8 protein-coding genes are annotated in these 18,278 nt (G+C 56.4%); 5 read left to right on the top strand and 3 right to left on the bottom strand.

Annotated elements, in window-relative coordinates:
- Nucleotides 1-114: 114 nt before the first annotated feature.
- On the bottom strand, nucleotides 115-1,209 hold the full coding sequence (locus Poly51_RS20515) for a Gfo/Idh/MocA family protein (protein ID WP_246114646.1): 1,095 nt from the start codon (nucleotides 1,207-1,209) through the stop codon (nucleotides 115-117).
- 306 nt (nucleotides 1,210-1,515) lie between these two features.
- Between Poly51_RS20515 and Poly51_RS20510 the strand changes: the two genes are divergently transcribed.
- Nucleotides 1,516-2,391: a polysaccharide lyase gene (locus tag Poly51_RS20510; RefSeq protein ID WP_146459639.1), complete on the top strand. Its 876-nt coding sequence runs from the start codon at nucleotides 1,516-1,518 to the stop codon at nucleotides 2,389-2,391.
- 261 nt (nucleotides 2,392-2,652) lie between these two features.
- Nucleotides 2,653-3,969, top strand: a complete 1,317-nt coding sequence (locus Poly51_RS20505; protein WP_146459638.1) for a TAXI family TRAP transporter solute-binding subunit — start codon at nucleotides 2,653-2,655, stop codon at nucleotides 3,967-3,969.
- A 436-nt stretch (nucleotides 3,970-4,405) separates the two neighbouring features.
- Here the strand turns inward: Poly51_RS20505 and Poly51_RS20500 are convergent, their stop codons facing one another.
- Nucleotides 4,406-6,778 (bottom strand): efflux RND transporter permease subunit, encoded by a 2,373-nt coding sequence (locus Poly51_RS20500; protein ID WP_186775692.1) that lies wholly within the window; start codon nucleotides 6,776-6,778, stop codon nucleotides 4,406-4,408.
- On the opposite strand from Poly51_RS20500, the gene Poly51_RS20495 reads away from it, so the two are divergent.
- Both Poly51_RS20495 and Poly51_RS20490 read left to right on the top strand, forming a co-directional pair.
- Entirely contained in the window at nucleotides 6,767-8,026 is a 1,260-nt protein-coding gene (locus Poly51_RS20495; protein WP_146459636.1) for an aromatic ring-hydroxylating oxygenase subunit alpha, read from the top strand. The two genes, Poly51_RS20500 and Poly51_RS20495, sit on opposite strands and share 12 nt — an antisense overlap.
- Nucleotides 8,027-8,225: 199 nt before the next feature.
- Nucleotides 8,226-10,511, top strand: a complete 2,286-nt coding sequence (locus tag Poly51_RS20490; RefSeq protein ID WP_146459635.1) for an AMP-binding protein — start codon at nucleotides 8,226-8,228, stop codon at nucleotides 10,509-10,511.
- Nucleotides 10,512-10,521: 10 nt separating this feature from the next.
- On the opposite strand, the gene Poly51_RS20485 is transcribed toward Poly51_RS20490, so the two are convergent.
- Entirely contained in the window at nucleotides 10,522-11,298 is a 777-nt protein-coding gene (locus Poly51_RS20485) for a thioesterase II family protein (protein WP_146459634.1), read from the bottom strand.
- 97 nt (nucleotides 11,299-11,395) lie between these two features.
- Between Poly51_RS20485 and Poly51_RS20480 the strand changes: the two genes are divergently transcribed.
- Nucleotides 11,396-18,217 (top strand): type I polyketide synthase, encoded by a 6,822-nt coding sequence (locus tag Poly51_RS20480; RefSeq protein ID WP_146459633.1) that lies wholly within the window; start codon nucleotides 11,396-11,398, stop codon nucleotides 18,215-18,217.
- Nucleotides 18,218-18,278: the final 61 nt, after the last annotated feature.

Genomic DNA, 18,278 nt, shown 5'->3' with positions numbered 1-18,278 from the left:
GAAGCGAGCCTGATACTCGAATCTAGTTTGAGGCAACTGGCGATCTACTCAAAGAAAGGAGAACTGCGCAGTATCTGGGCGGAAGTCGCACGAGTTGTTTCGTTGCGTTGCCCGCTAGCGATCCACCAGCGGAACGGTTCGTTGATCCTGGACGCTTCGAATCGCCGTTTCGATAATCTGCTGGCCGATGCGAGCGATTTCCGGTGACAGCGGGCCCTCGATCGGCATATCGCTGGCTAGTTTCGTCAGCGAGTACTCGATTCCGTTTCGCTCGCCGGCGGGCAACTCGTCCACGGGATGATCAAAGCCTTCGGGGCGATCACTCGTTTGCACACGCAGCGTCTTCTCGTAGTCGTAAGCGGAAATCGTACCCTTGGTCCCTCGCACAACAAAGCCGCACTTGGGTTGCGGCTGATGAGTCCACGGATCGGTGAACGTACCCCACCGCGTCTCGAACTTTGACAAGCCGTGCTCGTAACGTGCGATCGTGATGCTGTGCTCATCGACTTCCAAGCCATCCGCTCCGGCCGTCACACAGGTCACGTCAACTGGCTTTTGACCTCCGTTGAACCAAGTCCCCAACGTCACGCCGTAACCGACATAATCACGCAGCGAACCGCCACCCGCTTCGGCGCTGTACCACCAACTGCGTTGTTTGTCCTCGGCGGTCGGTTCATGCTCGGCTTTGCCGGCGCCGTGATACAGCGGACCACGATTGCCGCCGTAGTAATGCACTTCGATGATCTCTCCGATCAGGCCCTCGGTGATCAACCGGTGAGTCGTGAAATAGACTGGCTCCCAACGGGCGGGCCAATTGATAATCAATCGCTTGCCCGTTTTCTCAGCGGCATCGATCATCCGGTCGGCGTCGTCCAACGAAGCTGCGAAGGGCTTTTCGACAAATAGGTGGGCGCCGAACGGAGCGATCCGCTCGACCCACAAAGCATGCTCGCCAGTGGGAGGGCAGAGGATCACCAAGTCCGGATTGGTCGTTTCCATGCAAGTGGCATAGTCAGTGAACACCTTCGCATCATCGATTCGAAGCGATTCGATGGACTCGGCCATCGATTCACGCCGCTCGTCGCAAACTCCGACCAGATCAGCGTCTGGATGATCGACCACGTTGCGCAGCAGGTCACCCATATGCATATGAGAGAAATTGATTCCGGCGATTCGCCATCGTTTTGACATCGTGTCTCTTTGATTCATGAGGAAGGCGTCGACGAGTGCTCTGTCAACATTCAATTTTAGGTTTGGCACTTTCGTGGCGTAAGCTTCCAGCCTGCGATTTCCAATATCTGCGCATTGGCAGGCAGGATGCCTGCCCCACGTTTTAATATTGACAGAGCACGAGGGGCAAAGGCATCGATTGGTCGTTGGTCCGCGAACAGAATCAGCGACGGACCACATGGTAACGATCGGTCTCGTTCAATAAACTGGTGTCGACTCGATTAACCGGAACGATCTTGAGTTCGATGGACTCAGGACAAAGTGAACCCTGCCAGGGAAACCAACATGTCCTACAAAGTCAGCATCCTCGCAGCGTTCGTTTGTCTGATGACGGATGCTGTTTTGCTCAGTGGAACATCTCAGGCGGCTGAAACGCAGTCACGCGAGCGAACGTCTGTCGACCAGAAGGCAGGAACAGTTCTCAACAATGACTTCTCCGACGAGGCCGTTGGCGTTTACACGGATGACGATTTTAAATCCGATCGCGACTGGGGCGATGTGCGGTGGGCGCACTTTGATGATCGAGCGGAGATCGTTCTTGAGAATGGTGACAAAAAGCTGAGGCTGACGTTTCCCAAGGGCCAGTTTGGTCACGCCAAGACAGGTGGGAATGCCGCTATTTCGTTCGATCCGCACAGCGAAATCTTCCAGCGATTCACCGTCCGATTTGAGCCAGGATTTTCGTTCGTCAAGACCGGCAAGATTGTCGGTCTGGGAAGCGGTGGTGCCAGTTGGACGGGCGGGAACGTGCCGCGAGAAGGCCAAGGTTACTCGTCACGATTCATTTGGGATCGAGACAACGCAGCGGCAATGTATCTCTACCACATGGATCAACGCGGCAAATGGGGTGACGTCGTCGATCTCGGTTTCAAGTTTGAAACGGGAACCGATTACACGTTGACACAGCGTGTCAGCGCGAACACCGCAAATAAGAAGAACGGCATCCTGCAAGTTTGGGTTAGCGAAAACGGTGGGCCGCAACGACGGGTGATTGATCGAAGCGATTTGCGATTCGGAACCAACGGTCGAGGGAAAACAGAAACACTGTTCGTCGCCCCTTTCCACGGTGGCGGCGATTCCAGTTTTGCGGCCAAGGAAACGAGCTATCTGACAGTCGATGATTTTCTTGTTTCAACCACCAAGTTCAGTGATCTTCCGTAGCGACACGGTCAGTGCGAGTTGATTTCTGTTTGTGCTTTGGCGTCTAAGATACGTCTTTCGCAAGAATGTAAGTGGTTGGGCATCAGCACGTAGCGGAATAACTTTCGCTTCTCTTTCGAGGGAGGGCTCGTCACGTACAAAGAATGTGCAACCACACTTTGCGAGAACGTACTGGTATAGTATTCCGAAACAGGGATGGACCTGATGCCGAGGGTGTTCGGCAAACATCTGCGTTGATGGACTGGCTTGGGTGCTGCTCAAATGAAGTGGAAGAATTTGCTGCTGGTCTTCGTCGGCGTGGCTGTTTGTGGGGCGGCATGGTTTTCCTACTTGGGTCGCCGGCAACCGCGGACCGTCGTGATTTCGACGGGCTCCGAACTCGGTGTCTATTACCGGGTTGGAAAGGAAGTGGGTGAATCCTTTGCCAAACGTAACTCGCCTATTCGCTGTGAAATTGTGTCGAGCGCGGGGAGCCACGAGAACGTCACTCGGCTGCAGAATGGGACGGCGGATGTTGCGATTCTGCAAAATGACGCCGTTGCTGACGAGAGCGTTCGCAGTTTGGCAATGCTCTACACAGAAGTCCTGCACTTAGTTTGCCGAAAAGAGTCTGGCATTGAGTGTTTGAACGACTTGATCGATCACCCCACAAGTCTTGGGTCGCAGTCGGGCGGAACGTATCCCCTGGCAACCGAACTTCTGCGATTCTCACGCGTCAACATTCCAGCTCACCATCAGCATCAACTGGGGTTCGAGAAGTCTGCCGACGCGCTGCGTTCGGGAGACATCGACGCTGCTTTTTTCTTGGTGGGTCTGGGTGCCGAGATCATCCAAGAATTGGTCGCCCGACCAGAATTTGAATTGGTGCCGATTCAAATTCGCTCTGTAGGAAAAGAGGACACGTTCGTTTCGGAGCGGGCGTTCATCGAAGGGTTTCGGACGCACTATCCGCATGCGACTTATGCAGAAATACCGTTGATGTCGTACGACGGGAATCCGACGACGCCGACGCCTTCGGTCGGGATTGGCGCCGTGTTGGCTTGCCGAGAGAGTTGGGATGAAGAGCTCGCGCGAGATTTGGTTCAAACCGTTTTCGCACATCGAGCGGTTTTGGGAAGGAAGATATCGCTTCTCAGTGGACTCGACGAACAGTCGAGCCAAGTTCAGTTGCAGTTCCCATTGCACCGCGGCGCGGAAGCTTATTATCGTCGAAACGAACCTGGTTATTTGGCAGAGAACGCAGAGTCGATTGGGGTGCTGATCACGGTGGCGCTATTGCTCGCCAGCGGCCTGCATGCGGTCAAGAAATGGATAGATCAGAAACGCAAGAATCGGGTGGATGTCTACTACGAGCGAGTTCAAAAAATACTCGGTTCAATCGCGGGAGAAAGTCCTTCGGATTTTGATGACGCCGTAAGAGACCTCGAGGACATTGAGTCGATCGCTTGCCACGAACTGATCAGTGAACGACTCGATGCTGACCATTCCTTCGTCATCCTGCAAAACATGATCTTTCGTTGCCGCGCAGAGATTGAGCGGGCGCAGGCTGCAGTCAACAAGCCCGTGGAAAAAGCGTGATGCTCTGCCGGCGGTTCAACGCCGGATGAGACAGTGGGAAGCTCCTCAGCTCCGGATGTCTACCAGGGTGGCGATAATGAACCACGCACGCTGACCGAGCCGTGCCGGCAGCAACGACGAGGCGGTCAAACGCGAAATCGTTCCGAGCATTTCACCCACTGCGGTGTGGTCTTTTTTAAATCGCGCCGATGTTCTGCCGCATCGAAGTACGTACTGGCTTTTCCCAAAGATTGATGATCCCGATGCTTGGAACGCTCCGGTTCTGGAAGTCTGCGACACCTACCGTAATGCCGTCGAGCTTTATCACAGGCACGGGATTCAAACGGTCTCGATTGATGAGCAGACTGGCATCCAAGCACTGAAGCGAATTTCCGCCGATCTGCTGTTGACGCTGGCGAAGATGCTCAGCAAACCCGGTGTCCACTATCACACAACCTCAACGACTGGCGGGTTCGGCTGGGGCGCGCCAGAGCGTCTTGCCGAAACCCGTTCGCATCAAGGCCGGAAGCAGCACAGCTGCCCCGACGAAAGCAACGGCCAACAAGGCCAGCATGAACATGGCGAATCGCTGGGTGGGAATGAACCGGGACAATCCGTAGACCATCAACGCCAATCCGCAAACGACGGTGGTTTGCAACATGGCCCATCCACAATGCCGGACAGCGCCCACCGTCGCATCGTGGCGATTCTTTCCCGCTGCTCTTTGTGAACGAAACCGGGCCAGCAGGTGAACGGTATCGTCAACGGCGATGCCGAGCGCGACCGATGCCGTCATGACCGATCCAATGTCCAGTGGTGTGCCGGTGTGCCCCATCCATCCGAACAACAGCAGCGTTGGAACGATATTAGGAATCATGGCAATCAAGCCGCCAAGAACGCTGCGCAGGTATGCCATCATCAGCACAGCGATGATCACTAACGCTGCCAAGAAACTCTTGAACAGATCACCCAGCAGCAATCGCTGGGTTTGTTCAACAATCACGAAGTGACCCGTCACCGAGGCGGTTCCTAAAGTACCGACTGTTTTGTCGGCAGTTTCCTCGATGGCCTGAATCATCTCACCAAAATCTCCGTTGTTATCTTTCGGCGCGACGTCGGTTTGGAAGATTCTCAAAGCAATCCGCCATGTGGGATTGGGGCCGCTTCCGCTGAGGAAACCCATCGCTTGGATCGGAGATGTTGGATCTTTCAGCGTTGACGTGATCGCGCTACGACGTATCACTGCCGCCATCGATCCGCCATTCATTGGCGCTGGCAGAAAGTTCGCGGCCGATAGGACTCCGCCGATGTTCTCGATCTGCCTAAGTTTGCCGTGCAGCCGCGCGATGGCTTCATATTGGTCAGGCAATTCGACGTCGTCGTTGAAATCGATGATTACATCGCCGCTAAGAGTGGCACCGATGTTCTTTTCAAACCATCGGTAACTGGTGCGCAAGTCGCTGTCAGACGCAAACATTGCTGGCACGCTAACCGAGGTGCGTAAGTCTGTCAGTCCTATTGATGCGATGATCGAGGATGTGGCAAAGACGGAAAAAACCAGCCAGGGCGGTGGCAAGGCGATACGTTCCCACCCTCGATCTCGCAATCTCCAGGATTCCCTGCCGGAGCCGAATCTCTTTGAGGTTCGTTTCGCTTTGCTGTACATCATCGCGCCAGGCAATATCAGTATCAGCATCGCAAGCGTGGCAACGATACTGCCAGCCCCGACCAGACCGAACACCCAAACCGGTTGGAGCCTAACCAGCGCTAAAGACGACAATCCAACCACTGTTGTCAGTGTTGCAAAGATGCACGGGCGAACACCGCGTTTCATCGCCTCGGATGCGCATTGGGCGCGACGGTTCACGTCGGACGTTTCACCATCGCGTGACGGATCATCCGGTGCTTGGCCGGCCAAATCAAGGTAGTAGTTACACAGGTGGATGCCGGCCGAAACCGTCAGCACGAAGACCAGCGGTGGAAGCACGATCAGCACCGCATTCATCGTAAGACCTGCGTAATAGACCACCGCGAGCGCAAGCCCTTGGCCGACGGTCGCCGTGCCGACCACAGCGCCGGTCATCGGCACGGATCGAAGGAAAATCCAGCACAGCAACACCGCCACCAATGACGACGGGAGCGAGAACTGATTGATGGTCTCAATCGCCGCGGCGTCAACTTCGGTACCATCAACCGGTCCACCAACCATGGCAACTTCGTGAGTGCTGACACCAGCTGCCGCGGCAATGCCTCGCCGAAGTTCCGGGATAACCTCTCGGTGGCGCGGCGAGGTGTGCATTGCCAGCGACAGCATGATGCACGTTTGATGGCCATCAGGGCCAACGAGAGAGCCGGCCAACCGCTGGGTCGCCGCGTGAGGGCTCGCCCGCAGCGGCGGACCGGATAATTGGTCTCGAATCATGCCGCCGTCCCGAAACCAGTCCAACGGCGGACGATCGGATGGATTTACTGGATTGCTTGGGTTGCCCCATTCGGCCGACTGTGGCCGTAGATAGTCTCGAACTCGATCTAGCGACGGGGCATCAAGCTCACACCCCGGCCAAGAAACCAGGACGACATCAGTGATTCCAAAACGGATCACGAAACGCGCGAAATCCTTCCGCAACGGAAGCGATTCCGGCAACCAAGCCGCTGGTATATTGCGTAGCGTCGCGATCGACGCGGCCGAGTGGATTGCAGCGGGAACCGCCAGTACCATCAGCGCCAGCCCGCCGATGATTAGTCTGTGTCGATAGCGTGAGGCGGTGGGAGAAAGTTGATTCAAAACTTGGGCCGATTGATTTAGGATACGAGGATCATGTTTGTTCATAAAAATCGACTGCGGCACTTGCTGCGTCCGCCGCATTACCGCGACGCCGAGCACTTTCGAACCGAGGTTCGGCAGTTATTCGTGCCCTCGTGGCAATTCGCTACCACCGCATCAGAGTTGTCGCGAGATGGCGACTTTCAAACGCTCACGTTGTTGGACACCCCAATCCTAATTCGGAACTTCGGCGGCGACATTCGGGCTTTCATAAACGTTTGCCCTCACCGCCATTCGATGCTGACATGCGCCGCGTCAGGAAATTCGCCGGTGCTGAAATGTCAGTATCACGGTTGGCAATTTGGGGTCGATGGAAAAACGCGAAAGATACCCGAACCGAATGCGTTTCGACCATGGGATCGCGAAAACTCAATGCTGACTCCCGTGCGACTACAGCGCTGTGGCGATTTGCTGTTTGTAACGTTGTCAGATTCCGTTCCGGAACTAAGTGATTGGATGTCGCCTATGTTCGAAGAGGTCGAATCCCATTTTACCACGCCACTTCATCGGATGGGCGAGGTGTGGGAGTTTGATGCGGCATGCAATTGGAAAGTACCCGTGGAAAATACACTGGAATCTTATCATGTCGCAGAGGTGCATCCGGACTGGTTGGGCGGAGTGTTGCCGGAAGAAAAATTTACTCAGCACCATCTTGATCCCCGTTACACCACACTGCATTACTTCGCCGACAATAAAGCGGACCGCAAAATGGCGGACGTCTGTCGGCAACTTGGCGGCAAGTCCACCCCGGGCTACCGTCACTGGCACATGCACCCGAACCTCGTATTTGTCGTCACCGAGACGTTTAACTACTTCGTCAGCTGCCAGCCGACCGGGCCAACGACGTGCCGATTGCGAAGCCGCATGTATCCGCTGTGGGGCACCGCACGCACGCCTTGGCGAAAATTGGTTCGCTTTGTTGCTTGGCGAATCGGTCGCCGAATGATGCGAGGTGTCTTTGAACAAGATCGCACGGTTTTTGGAGCCCAGCAGCGAGGCATCGAGGCCAGCAGCCATCGCGGGGTGATTGGTATTCGAGAAGAACGTATTCACACCTTTCAGAAATACGTATGTGAACATACGAACATTGCACCTGAGGTCGAGCCCTTTGACGGGCCAGAATCCGACGCTGCGAAATCCGACGCTGCGAAATCCGAAGTGCAGAAATCCATCGCCGAATCGTCACAAACGACACCTATAGAAAATGACGATGCTCCCAACGATACGTTGGTCGTTGACGATTCGTCGGACTGATCTACCATCTTGTTTGTGTCCCACCCAGCTGGTTCCTAGTATTCCGACGCGGCTCAAGCCACGGGTAGTGAATTTTGTTAATGATCCCAACCAGCCAGGATCGTTAGTAAGATCCACGAATGTCAACGCGAGAGATAGAGCTGCGTCGGAATACTAGTGCGATCGGATCCCCCTCCCGCTCCCGCCCCGATCATTTCGCATGAATCTACTTGAAACCATCTGGACGTCGTTCGCGACAGATCTTGATCGACCGCGGCTGACGTTTCTTTCTGATAACAAAGAATCGACTTCCTTGACGGGCAGAGAGATCATTCAAGCGGTTGATAGCCAAGCGGCCGCGCTTCGGCTGCTGGCGGACCCAGGCGACCGCGTTCTGTTGGCGTATCCGGCGGGGCTGGATTTCGCGATAAGTTTTCTTGCCTGTTTGCGATCTGGATTGCTGCCGGTCCCGGTAAGCTCGCCAAAGCCTCGCCGACCGCTGTCCCGTTACGCGACGGTGGCCCGGGATTGCGACGCCCGCTTGGCGATCACCAGTGATCGGATTCTTCAGCGGTCCGATGTCAACGTCAGTCCCAATATTCGCTGGACCAGCCCCGATGAATTCGGTGGCAAGCGACGGGATGACCTTGTGAGAGACGTTTCTTGCGATGGACTCAACGACACGATGGGTTTCGATCGCAAGCCTGATGACTTGCTGTTTTTGCAGTACACATCGGGTTCGACATCGTCGCCCAAGGGCGTCATGGTCAGTGACCGCAACGTCATGACCAATCTTGCGTCGATCGAAGCGGGGTTTCAAATCCAAGAAATTGAGCCCTCTCGCCGAGTCGTTTGCAGTTGGCTGCCCACTCATCACGACATGGGCTTGGTGGGCGTGTTGTTGTCGTCCCTGGTTCACGAAGGGCAAGCGGTGTTGATGTCACCGACCAGCTTCGTAGCCTCGCCCATCCGGTGGCTTCAAGCGATGTCCGATTACGCCGCGACGATCACGGTCGCGCCGACATTCGGGTACCACTGGGCGACGTCAAAGATCGCACGACATCAACTTGAAGGAATCGACCTCAGCTCGCTGCAAGTCGCCGCCTGTGGTGCCGAGCCAGTTCAAGGTTCGGTCCTGGACCAGTTCGCAAAAAAATTCGCCCCGACAAGATTCAAGGCGGAGACATTTTATCCCTGCTATGGACTTGCAGAATCGACGCTAATGGTCACTGGTACCGACCGTCAAGCATCGATCGCAAGAGGCGGCCCCAGTCGACTGAACATCAGCCGCCGCAGGCTGCGCGAAGGGGTCGCGATAGTAGTGGACGGTCATCAAGAGGGGCATCAAGAGGGGCATCAAGACGATCGTGATGATGACGTTGATACGATCGTTAGTAGTGGTGTCGTTCATGGCGAAGGACGAGTTGCGATCTGTGGCATCGCAACTGAAACGACGCTGCCAGATGACCTCGTCGGTGAGATTCGCGTTCAATCCCCAAGCGTTGTTATGGGGTACTGGAACAATCCATCGGCTACCAAAGAATCGTTTCGCAGTGACTCGCCGCTGAGTGACTTTTCGGGGCGTTGGCTGCGAACCGGTGACTTAGGTTTTGTTCACAGAGATGAGTTGTACGTCACCGGTCGAATCAAAGACGTCATCATCATCGGCGGTCAAAATCACTACCCGCACGATATCGAACTGGCTGCCGACGAGGCGATCAAAGGTGTTGCCGCCGATTTGTTGGTGGGTGGCTTGGCCGCATTTTCGATCCCGCCGGGTGACCAGGATCTGGCTCCGGGCGGGTTGCTGCTGGCGATGGAGCGTGTCGTACTTTGTTGTGAGATGCCACGAACGTTCAATCCGGCTATCGCCTCTGACGTCATCGAGGCGGTTCGACTTGCCGTCGCCAAGACATGTGATTTAACCGTGGACGAGATATTGCTGGTTCGACCGGCGTCGTTGTCGCGGACCAGCAGTGGGAAAATTCAGCGTCAGTTGAATGCCCAGCGGTTTCGGAATCACGATTTTTCCACCATCGCTCATTTCCGCGGGATCGACGAGTTGGACGGCAAAGTCTTCCCGGACTTACGCCGCTGGTCCAGCCGCCCCGGCGGGCGACAAATCGTGCGGCAAAAAATTGAGAACGCGATCCTGGCTTACATCGCTCAAGAGTCGGGCGACGAGACAACCTTTGTGAGTTCCGAAACACCATTCGCCGACATGGGAGTCGATTCGATGTTGGCAGTTCAGCTGAGCAGTCAGCTGCAGCGGTGGCTTGGTGTACCGTTGTCGGCTGTGGTCGCGTGGTCGCACCCAACGCCGAAAACCTTGTCGCAGTATCTAGCCGATCAAGTGTTTGGTATCGAGCCGACTGAAAGGTTTGGCTCGTCTATCCTGGAAAACTTGCCAATGAACGAAGAAGAATTAATCGCGATGATTGAACAAATGAATGACGAAGATGCCGCGGAATTGCTCGCGCAGCTGGAAGGCAATTCGGCGACTTGAACACCGCATGTTAGCCGCAAGGCTGTCCAACGCATTTGCGTGCTCGTTCGACGATCGCGGCCATAACGGCGGCCGGTTGATCGCGGAAGAAGAAGTGTCCGCCGGGAAACGAGCGAACCCGCAAATCGTTGGCGACGGCTTTCCAACTGGTGGATGACCGAAGTGTCACCACCGGATCCTCCGTTCCCAATAACGCCAAAACGCCACATTTCAATGGTGGATCAGTGTCCATCGCATAGGTTTCCAGCAAAGCAGCGTCGGCTCGCATCACCGGTAACATCAGATCGAGTAGCTCCTTGTTTTCGGCGATCGCCGGCGGAATCGCGTGGTAGCCTTTGTCCAGTACTTCGAGGAATTCGTCGTCGGACATTTCGTGGATATATCCATTCGACGGACGCTCGCCTGTTCGCGGTGGTCCACCTTCACTGAGGACCACAACCAACGGCAGTTCGGTATCGGTCGGTGCCAGCTCGCGGGCCACTTGGTAACCCAATAATGCGCCGGCGCTGATGCCAAAGGGAATGATTGGCGCGTTCAATTGCCGTAGTTCGGCTGCGACATCAACAGCAATGCTTCTGATGTCGGTTCGCAATTCTTCGTCGAGCCGGCTCTCGCGTCCCGGAAGACGAACAGCGATCAGCGAAAAATCGTTTGGCACCAAAGACCGCCAGACTGAAAACGCTGCCGTTCCCGAGCCTGAGTACGGAAAACCAACCAACACAGGTGTGCCTTTTCGGTACTGAATCGGATCTAACCAGACCGACGAATCGAAGTCGTAAGTGTTCATAAGTGGATCGTTGCAATTGAGGGATAGCCTAGGTACTGTAATCCGTAAAGCCTGGCCCCCCAACTGGACATTTGTAAATCACCTAGGAGTGGTCAACGTGTCAGATCTAACACAGCGTGTCTCATCGCTTAGCGAGTCTCGAAAATCTCTACTCAATCGGGTTCTCGCTTCTCGACCATCGTCGACCGAGGCGATCGCTGTTGTGGGAATGGCGTGCCGCTTTGCCGGCGCTGAAAATCTAAGTGAGTATTGGGACGTCATCCGCAACGGCAAAGTGATGGCTAGGGAAGTGCCGCCAGATCGATGGGATGTGCGCGGTGTCTACGACCCATCCCCGGACGTCCCCGGGCGCACGGCGGCCAAGTGGGCGTGTTTGGTCGACGGCGTCGAACGATTTGATCCGGTCTTCTTCGGCATCACGCCGCGCGAGGCTAGCCGAATGGATCCGCAGCAGCGAATGATGCTGCAGTGTTCTTGGCAAGCGATCGAACACGCGAGAATCGATCCCCGTCGTCTCGCAGAGAGACCGACCGGTGTCTTCGTTGGCGTGGCCCAAACGGACTATGCCCGAGTGATGGCCATGTATGACAACTCGTTCTTTTCGCTTGACGCGCACTGTGGGACGGGCGGGTCGCTATCGATTTGCGCCAACCGAATCTCATATGTCATGAATTTTACGGGTCCCAGCATGTCGATGGACACGGCTTGCTCATCGGGATTGGTGGCAGTTCAAAACGCGATCAACTCACTGCGACGGGGTGAGTGCGACGCCGCGCTTGCCGGTGCGGTGAACGTTTGCTTGACTCCCGATACGTTTGTATCGCTTTCGAAAGCGCGAATGCTGTCGCCATCCGGTGGTTGCCGTCCGTTCGACGCGTCCGCCGACGGTTACGTCCGCGGCGAAGGGTGCGGTGTGGTGGTTTTGAAACGGATGTCAGACGCGGTTCGCGATGGCGATCGCGTGTTGGCGTTGATTCGTGGATCGGCAACCAACCACGGTGGCCGGACTTCGGGAATTAGTGCTCCGAATGGTTCGGCGCAAAAACGCGTTATCGAAGCGGCCATGAAGGACGGAGGAATTAACGCCGAACAAATTGGCTACATCGAAGCTCACGGCACCGGCACGCCGCTGGGCGACCCGATCGAAACGGACGCTCTGGGAGAAGTGTTTGCCAAACGGTCCGATGATGACAAACCGGTTTACTTAACGAGCGTCAAAGCGAACATCGGCCACACCGAAATTGCCGCCGGGATGGCTGGTTTGATCAAAGCGATCTTGATTTTGCGCAACGGTGAAATCCCAGCCCAGGCGAATCTCAAGTCACTAAATCCGAATTTGAAATTTGACGGATCGCGAGTGCAAATACCGACGGAGCTGCTGCCGTGGCCAGCGGATCGACCGCGAATCGCAGGTGTCAGTTCGTTCGGCTTTGGCGGTTCGAACTCGCATGTCGTTCTGGAACTGCCCAGTGAAAATGAAGCCAGTGAAAATGAAGCGACTGATCCGGCGGTCAAATCGAATGTTTTAAGGAACGGGAATGGGGTCAAAAACGGAAAAACGAACGGAGCGATCAACGGAGACCATGCCGTCGGAGACTCTGATGTCGGGCCGGCGAGTTCGATGTCGCGGATTTTGGTTCTGTCGGCACCGTCCGCTGCGGCACTGAAACGCCAAGCGGCTTGCTATCGTGACGCGGTCAGCGAGTTAGACGTCAGCGATTTAGACGCATTCTGCAACGTTGCCGCGACCGGTCGCGCCAAGTTTGATCATCGCGCCGTGGCATTCGGTGATGACGCCAGCAAGATTACCGCGGGACTTGACCGCTTGGCCGAGGGCCGACGAGGACCGACGATCCGCAGTGGCCGTTCGGTCGCAGCCACGACCCCCACCGTCGCGGCGCTGTTGACCGGCCAGGGCAGTCAGTATGTCGGCATGGCATCCGGTCTGTATGATCGCAGCGCGGTGTTTCGATCGGCGATGGACGCTTGCGACCGAGTCGTCACCGAGGTGCGAGGGCGATCGCTGTTGTCTGTCATCCGTGGACAAGACGATAGCGACGGTCTGATCGACGATACGGCATGGACTCAACCGGCGTTGTTCGCCGTTGAATGGTCGGCGGCCAAGCTTTGGCAAAGTTACGGTGTTCAATTTGACCTGCTGCTGGGTCACAGTTTGGGTGAGTTCGTGGCCGCAACGATGGCGGGCGTTTTCGACTGGGAAACGGGGCTGCGATTGGTCTGCCGACGAGCCGAATTGATGTCTTCGCTTCCATCCGGCGGTGCGATGGCGGTCTTGGCCGAGGCAGCCGACGCGGCTCAGCGGCACATCGATGCCGCTGGTATCAGCGATGTATCGGTCGCCGCCGCTAACGGCCCTGCGAATACGACGATCTCTGGCCCCGAAGCATCTGTGGACGCAGTCATCGCCGTGGCTGAAGCGGACGAAATCTCGGCGACGCGGTTGTCCGTTTCGCACGCATTTCACAGTGAACTGATGCAGCCCATCCTGGATCCTTTTCATGACTTCGCCGCCGGATTCGACTACGCAGAGCCGTCGATCCCGATCGTGTCAAACTTGACCGGTAAAATTGAGATGGGCCGAATCTTTAACGCCGACTATTTTACGCGGCAGATTCGGGAAGCGGTTCGCTTTGCGCCGTGCATTGACGCGATGGTCGAAGATGGCATCGACGTGACAATCGAGCTTGGACCGCACGCGGTGCTTTCGCCCATGGCCCGGCGGTGCCGTCCGGATCAATCGATCGTGGCGGCCACATCGATGCGACGGGGCGCCGACGATGCTGAGACGGTTTCGGGCGCGGTTGGCGATTTGTTTGTTGCGGGGGTTTCGCTCGACTTCGCGTCCATTGGACAAGCCGTGGGCGGCCGACCGCTCGCGAAGCGATCCGATATTGATGTCGACATCCCCAGCTTTCCGTTCGCCGATGATCGGTACTGGTTCGAACCCGATCACGCGACATCAGACTTCAGTGACTTCGTGCTCGGCGTCAGCCACATCACACCCATTCTAGGAGCCCGTCGCGCCGGCCCCAACGGCTTGTCGTTCCGTTCGAACGTGGCCAACCGCCTGCCCAGTCACCTGTTCGATCATCAAGTGGCCGGCGATGTGGTCTTACCAGGATCGGCCATGGTCGACGTGGCATTGGCGGCCGGCAAAGAAGCTTTGGGCGACGTGATCGAAGCGGCCAGGCAGAAGTCCAATCCTGAAGCAGAAGCGACTGCAGATTCCACCGACAAGGCTTCGTCACAGCGCGTCGCGGATCGTTTGGAATACTTGAAGAGGGCAGGCATGGATGATGCCGAGCACTCCGTCGCGCATGCTAAGTCGCATGCCGAAACAACCGTCGAGTTGGTTGTCGAGGACTTGAAGGTTTTGCGGGCGATGTTCCTTAGCGAACGACCGATGGAACTGCAGACTCACGTCACCGGTAGCGCCGCCAGACACCGCGATGTGTTGGTTTCCGGGCGGTTTGTGGATGCCGATCCCGATGACGAGTGGGTGACGTTCGCCACCGCAAGCGTTCGCGCCGTGGATGTGTCGGCCCCCCAACCGATCGACTGGGACGCCGCGACTGCGGGTAAGCGAATCGTTTTGGGGAACGACGAATTCTATGAAGTCGTTTTTGAACGGGTGTTAGAATATGGCCCTCGGTATCGATCGATTACCCAAATGGACCGGGGCAACGACGAAGTCGTTTGTAAGCTCGAGTTCGTTGATGAAGTTTTGACGGATCTGGATCGTTACGCATTGCACCCGGCCGTTGGCGATGCGGCAATGCAAACAATGGTGGGAATGATTCCGCTTGAAAGTGACGGCTCATTTTGCCCGGACGTGTATTTGCCCGTCGGCATTGATCGCGTGATCAAGTGGTCCGACGGCGTGCCAGCCCGGGTTCACGCTCGGCGGACGAGCACCGATACGGATCCATCCCCGGCAACCGTGTCAGCGGACATTACGATGTTGGACGCGGATGGAAATGTGGTTGTCACGTTCCATGGCGTCACCGTTCGGCGAGTGGCTCCGGCCGGAGGCGATTCAGCGGATCCCGACTCATGGATCCTTGGCTTGGATTGGGTGGACGCCCCGTCGGCCATCAGCGATCGCGTCGATCCGTCAAACTCAGCGATGCTGCTGTGGGATGATGACGGCTCGAAACTAAAATTGAATGATCAACTGCAAAACCAAGGTTTTGCAAAGTTTGATCGACTCTCGGGGGATTTTGACTCACTGCTAAGTGATCATCCCGATCCCGAATGTTTGCAGCAAATCAGCTCCTTTGCCGCAGAAGCCGCACAGCATCAGAGTTCCCATCTGGTGATCGCACATTCGCTTGACGCACGAGTCGACGAAACCGGCGCGACCGATTCGATCGACCAATGCCAGCAAGTTTGGACGCGAGTATTTTCACTACTGAAGTCCTTGGCTCCCATCGACATTGGTGGTCGGGTCAACGTTTGGGTTTTGACGTGCGGAGCTCGCCGCGTCAAATCGAACGATCAAGTCGATCCGGGGCAATCGGCGCTGGGAGGACTGGCGCAAGTCGCTAGTCAAGAAATGCGTGGTTGGAACATTCGATGGGTGGATTTGGACGCGGCGCAACCTGCCAGTGCATTGGAAGCGTTTATCGAGCATTTTGGACGACCCGGTGACGAACCGGCAGTCGCTATTCGCGACCAGAAGTTGTTCGTGCCACGTCTGGTGCGACGTCCGCAACTGCTCGGTGGCGCCGTCATGACCGAAAAGCCGCCGGCCAATGCGGCTTATCGATTGCGGTTGGGCGATTCGCCGACCATCGACGCAATGCGATTTGAAACGCTTTACCGAACCGAGCTCGAACCGGGCCAAGTCGAGGTCCGCATTCACGCGGCCGGACTTAACTTTAGCGACGTTCTAAAAGCGATCGGGCTATATCCAGGGATCACCGACGACATTGTTCCCCTGGGGCCAGAATGTAGCGGCGTGATATCGGCAGTCGGTCCCGGCGTTGACGACTTCAAGGTCGGTGACGAAGTGTTTGGCGTCGTGCCGCACGGTTTCGCTTCGCATTGTCGAACCGCGGCCGTTGCCCTGGCCAAAAAGCCCACGGCGCTGGACCACGCCGAGGCGGCGGCGGTCCCAGTGGCTTATCTGACGGCTCAGTACTGTTTGATCAATGTGGCTCGGCTGCAATCCGGGGAGCGGGTTCTGATTCATGCCGGCGCAGGCGGAGTCGGTTTGGCAGCCATTCAAATCGCCAAACATGTTGGCGCAGAGATTTTTGCCACCGCAGGTTCACCCGCTAAGCGAACCTTGCTGCGGGCACTTGGTGTTGAGCATGTGATGAATTCCCGAACGCTTGATTTCGCAGAAGAGATCGCTGAAATCACCGACGGAAAGGGTGTTGATGTGGTCCTGAACTCGCTACCTGGCGAGGCTATCGACCGGTCGCTCGCATCGCTAGCGTCTTATGGTCGTTTTGTAGAAATTGGCAAGACCGATATCTACTCGAACCGGCCGCTGGGGCTTTCACCGTTCCAAGACAATTTGACGTACGCGGCGGTTGATTTGGATCGGTTGTTCCGACAACGCCCCGACCTCGCAAGCCAATTACAGCTCGACATCGTCGAACGTTTTACTTGCGGCGACTACCACCCGTTGCACTTCACTCAATTTGATATCGACAATGTTGTCGGTGCGTTCCGGTTTATGTCACAGCGGCGAAACCTTGGGAAGATCGTGGTTCGGATTCCACAGGACACCATTCCCAAGCGTCCACCGATTGCCGACGACACGTCGATGATTCGTAGCGATGGAACTTACGTGGTCACCGGTGGATTGGGCGCACTTGGCACCGCGACCGCCAAATGGTTGGTCAGCCAAGGTGCCGGAGGAATCGTTTTGGTTTCGCGTCGCCCGGTCGACGATGAAGCGATGCAAACCGCTGCTGAGATAGGCAGCAAACAGTGTCGTTGTGAGGTGATTTCGGCAAACGTTTCAGACGTCGAGTCGCTACGATCCGCGTGGTCTGGGTTGTCCAAATCGGGGCTCAGCAAAGATATGCCACCGATCCGAGGCGTTTTTCACGCCGCCGGAGTCCTTCGTGACGGGTTGATGCGAGACCTATCGGTTGATGATTTCAATTTTCCGCTGCCTGCGAAAACGATCGGCGTTCAGAACCTGTGGGATTCACTCAGCCGCGGGTCGCTTGATTTCATGCTGCTCTTTTCGTCGATCTCATCCGTCCTTGGTACGGGAGGCCAAGCGAACTACGGTGTCGCCAACGCTTTCTTGGACGGCTGGGCCGATCGGATGGATGGCCGTGAAATCAGCGATGAAGGCAAACCGATCCGCGTGGTCTCGGTCAATTGGGGCGCATTCGCCGGCAGCGGAATGGCCGCCGAATTGGCCGAGGGTATGAAGTCGCAGGGCGTTCAACAGTTGCCCATTGGTCCGGCCATCGATCTGATGGAACGCATTCTGAAGTCAGACGCCAGCCGGGTGGGCGTATTCTCGTCTCAGTGGAAACGGTTTGCCGGACTGTTGCGGAACATAAGCAGTGGTGACGTGGCCTATCGGTTGCTGGATGTGTTGGATGCACCCGGCGAACACGATGACGACGACGCTGACGGCGAGCAATTGCGAGCCTCCCTGGCCGAACTTGATCCGTCGCAGCGAACCGAGCGGTTGCGGACGTACTTTGCCGAGCAATTGTCCGCCATCATGGGGATCGATCCTGGCGATATCGAGCCCGAAACATCGCTAACGTCTCTGGGAATGGATTCACTAATGGCGCTTGAATTGGGCAACAAGATGAAGTCCACGCTCAGCGTCGAGATGCCGATGAGCATGTACGTTCAAGGGCCATCGATTCGAAAACTGTGCGACTATGTTTCCAGTGCGATGGACAAATCCGAATGACCGTGTCGACCGGCGAGGCGGCACTGCTTCGGAGAAGAAAAGGGAGGGAAAGTGCATCGGG

This window comes from Rubripirellula tenax (genome assembly GCF_007860125.1).
Lineage (GTDB): Bacteria > Planctomycetota > Planctomycetia > Pirellulales > Pirellulaceae > Rubripirellula > Rubripirellula tenax.
Note: the sequence above shows the minus strand (reverse complement) of the source record. Positions and strands in the feature narration are given on the sequence as shown.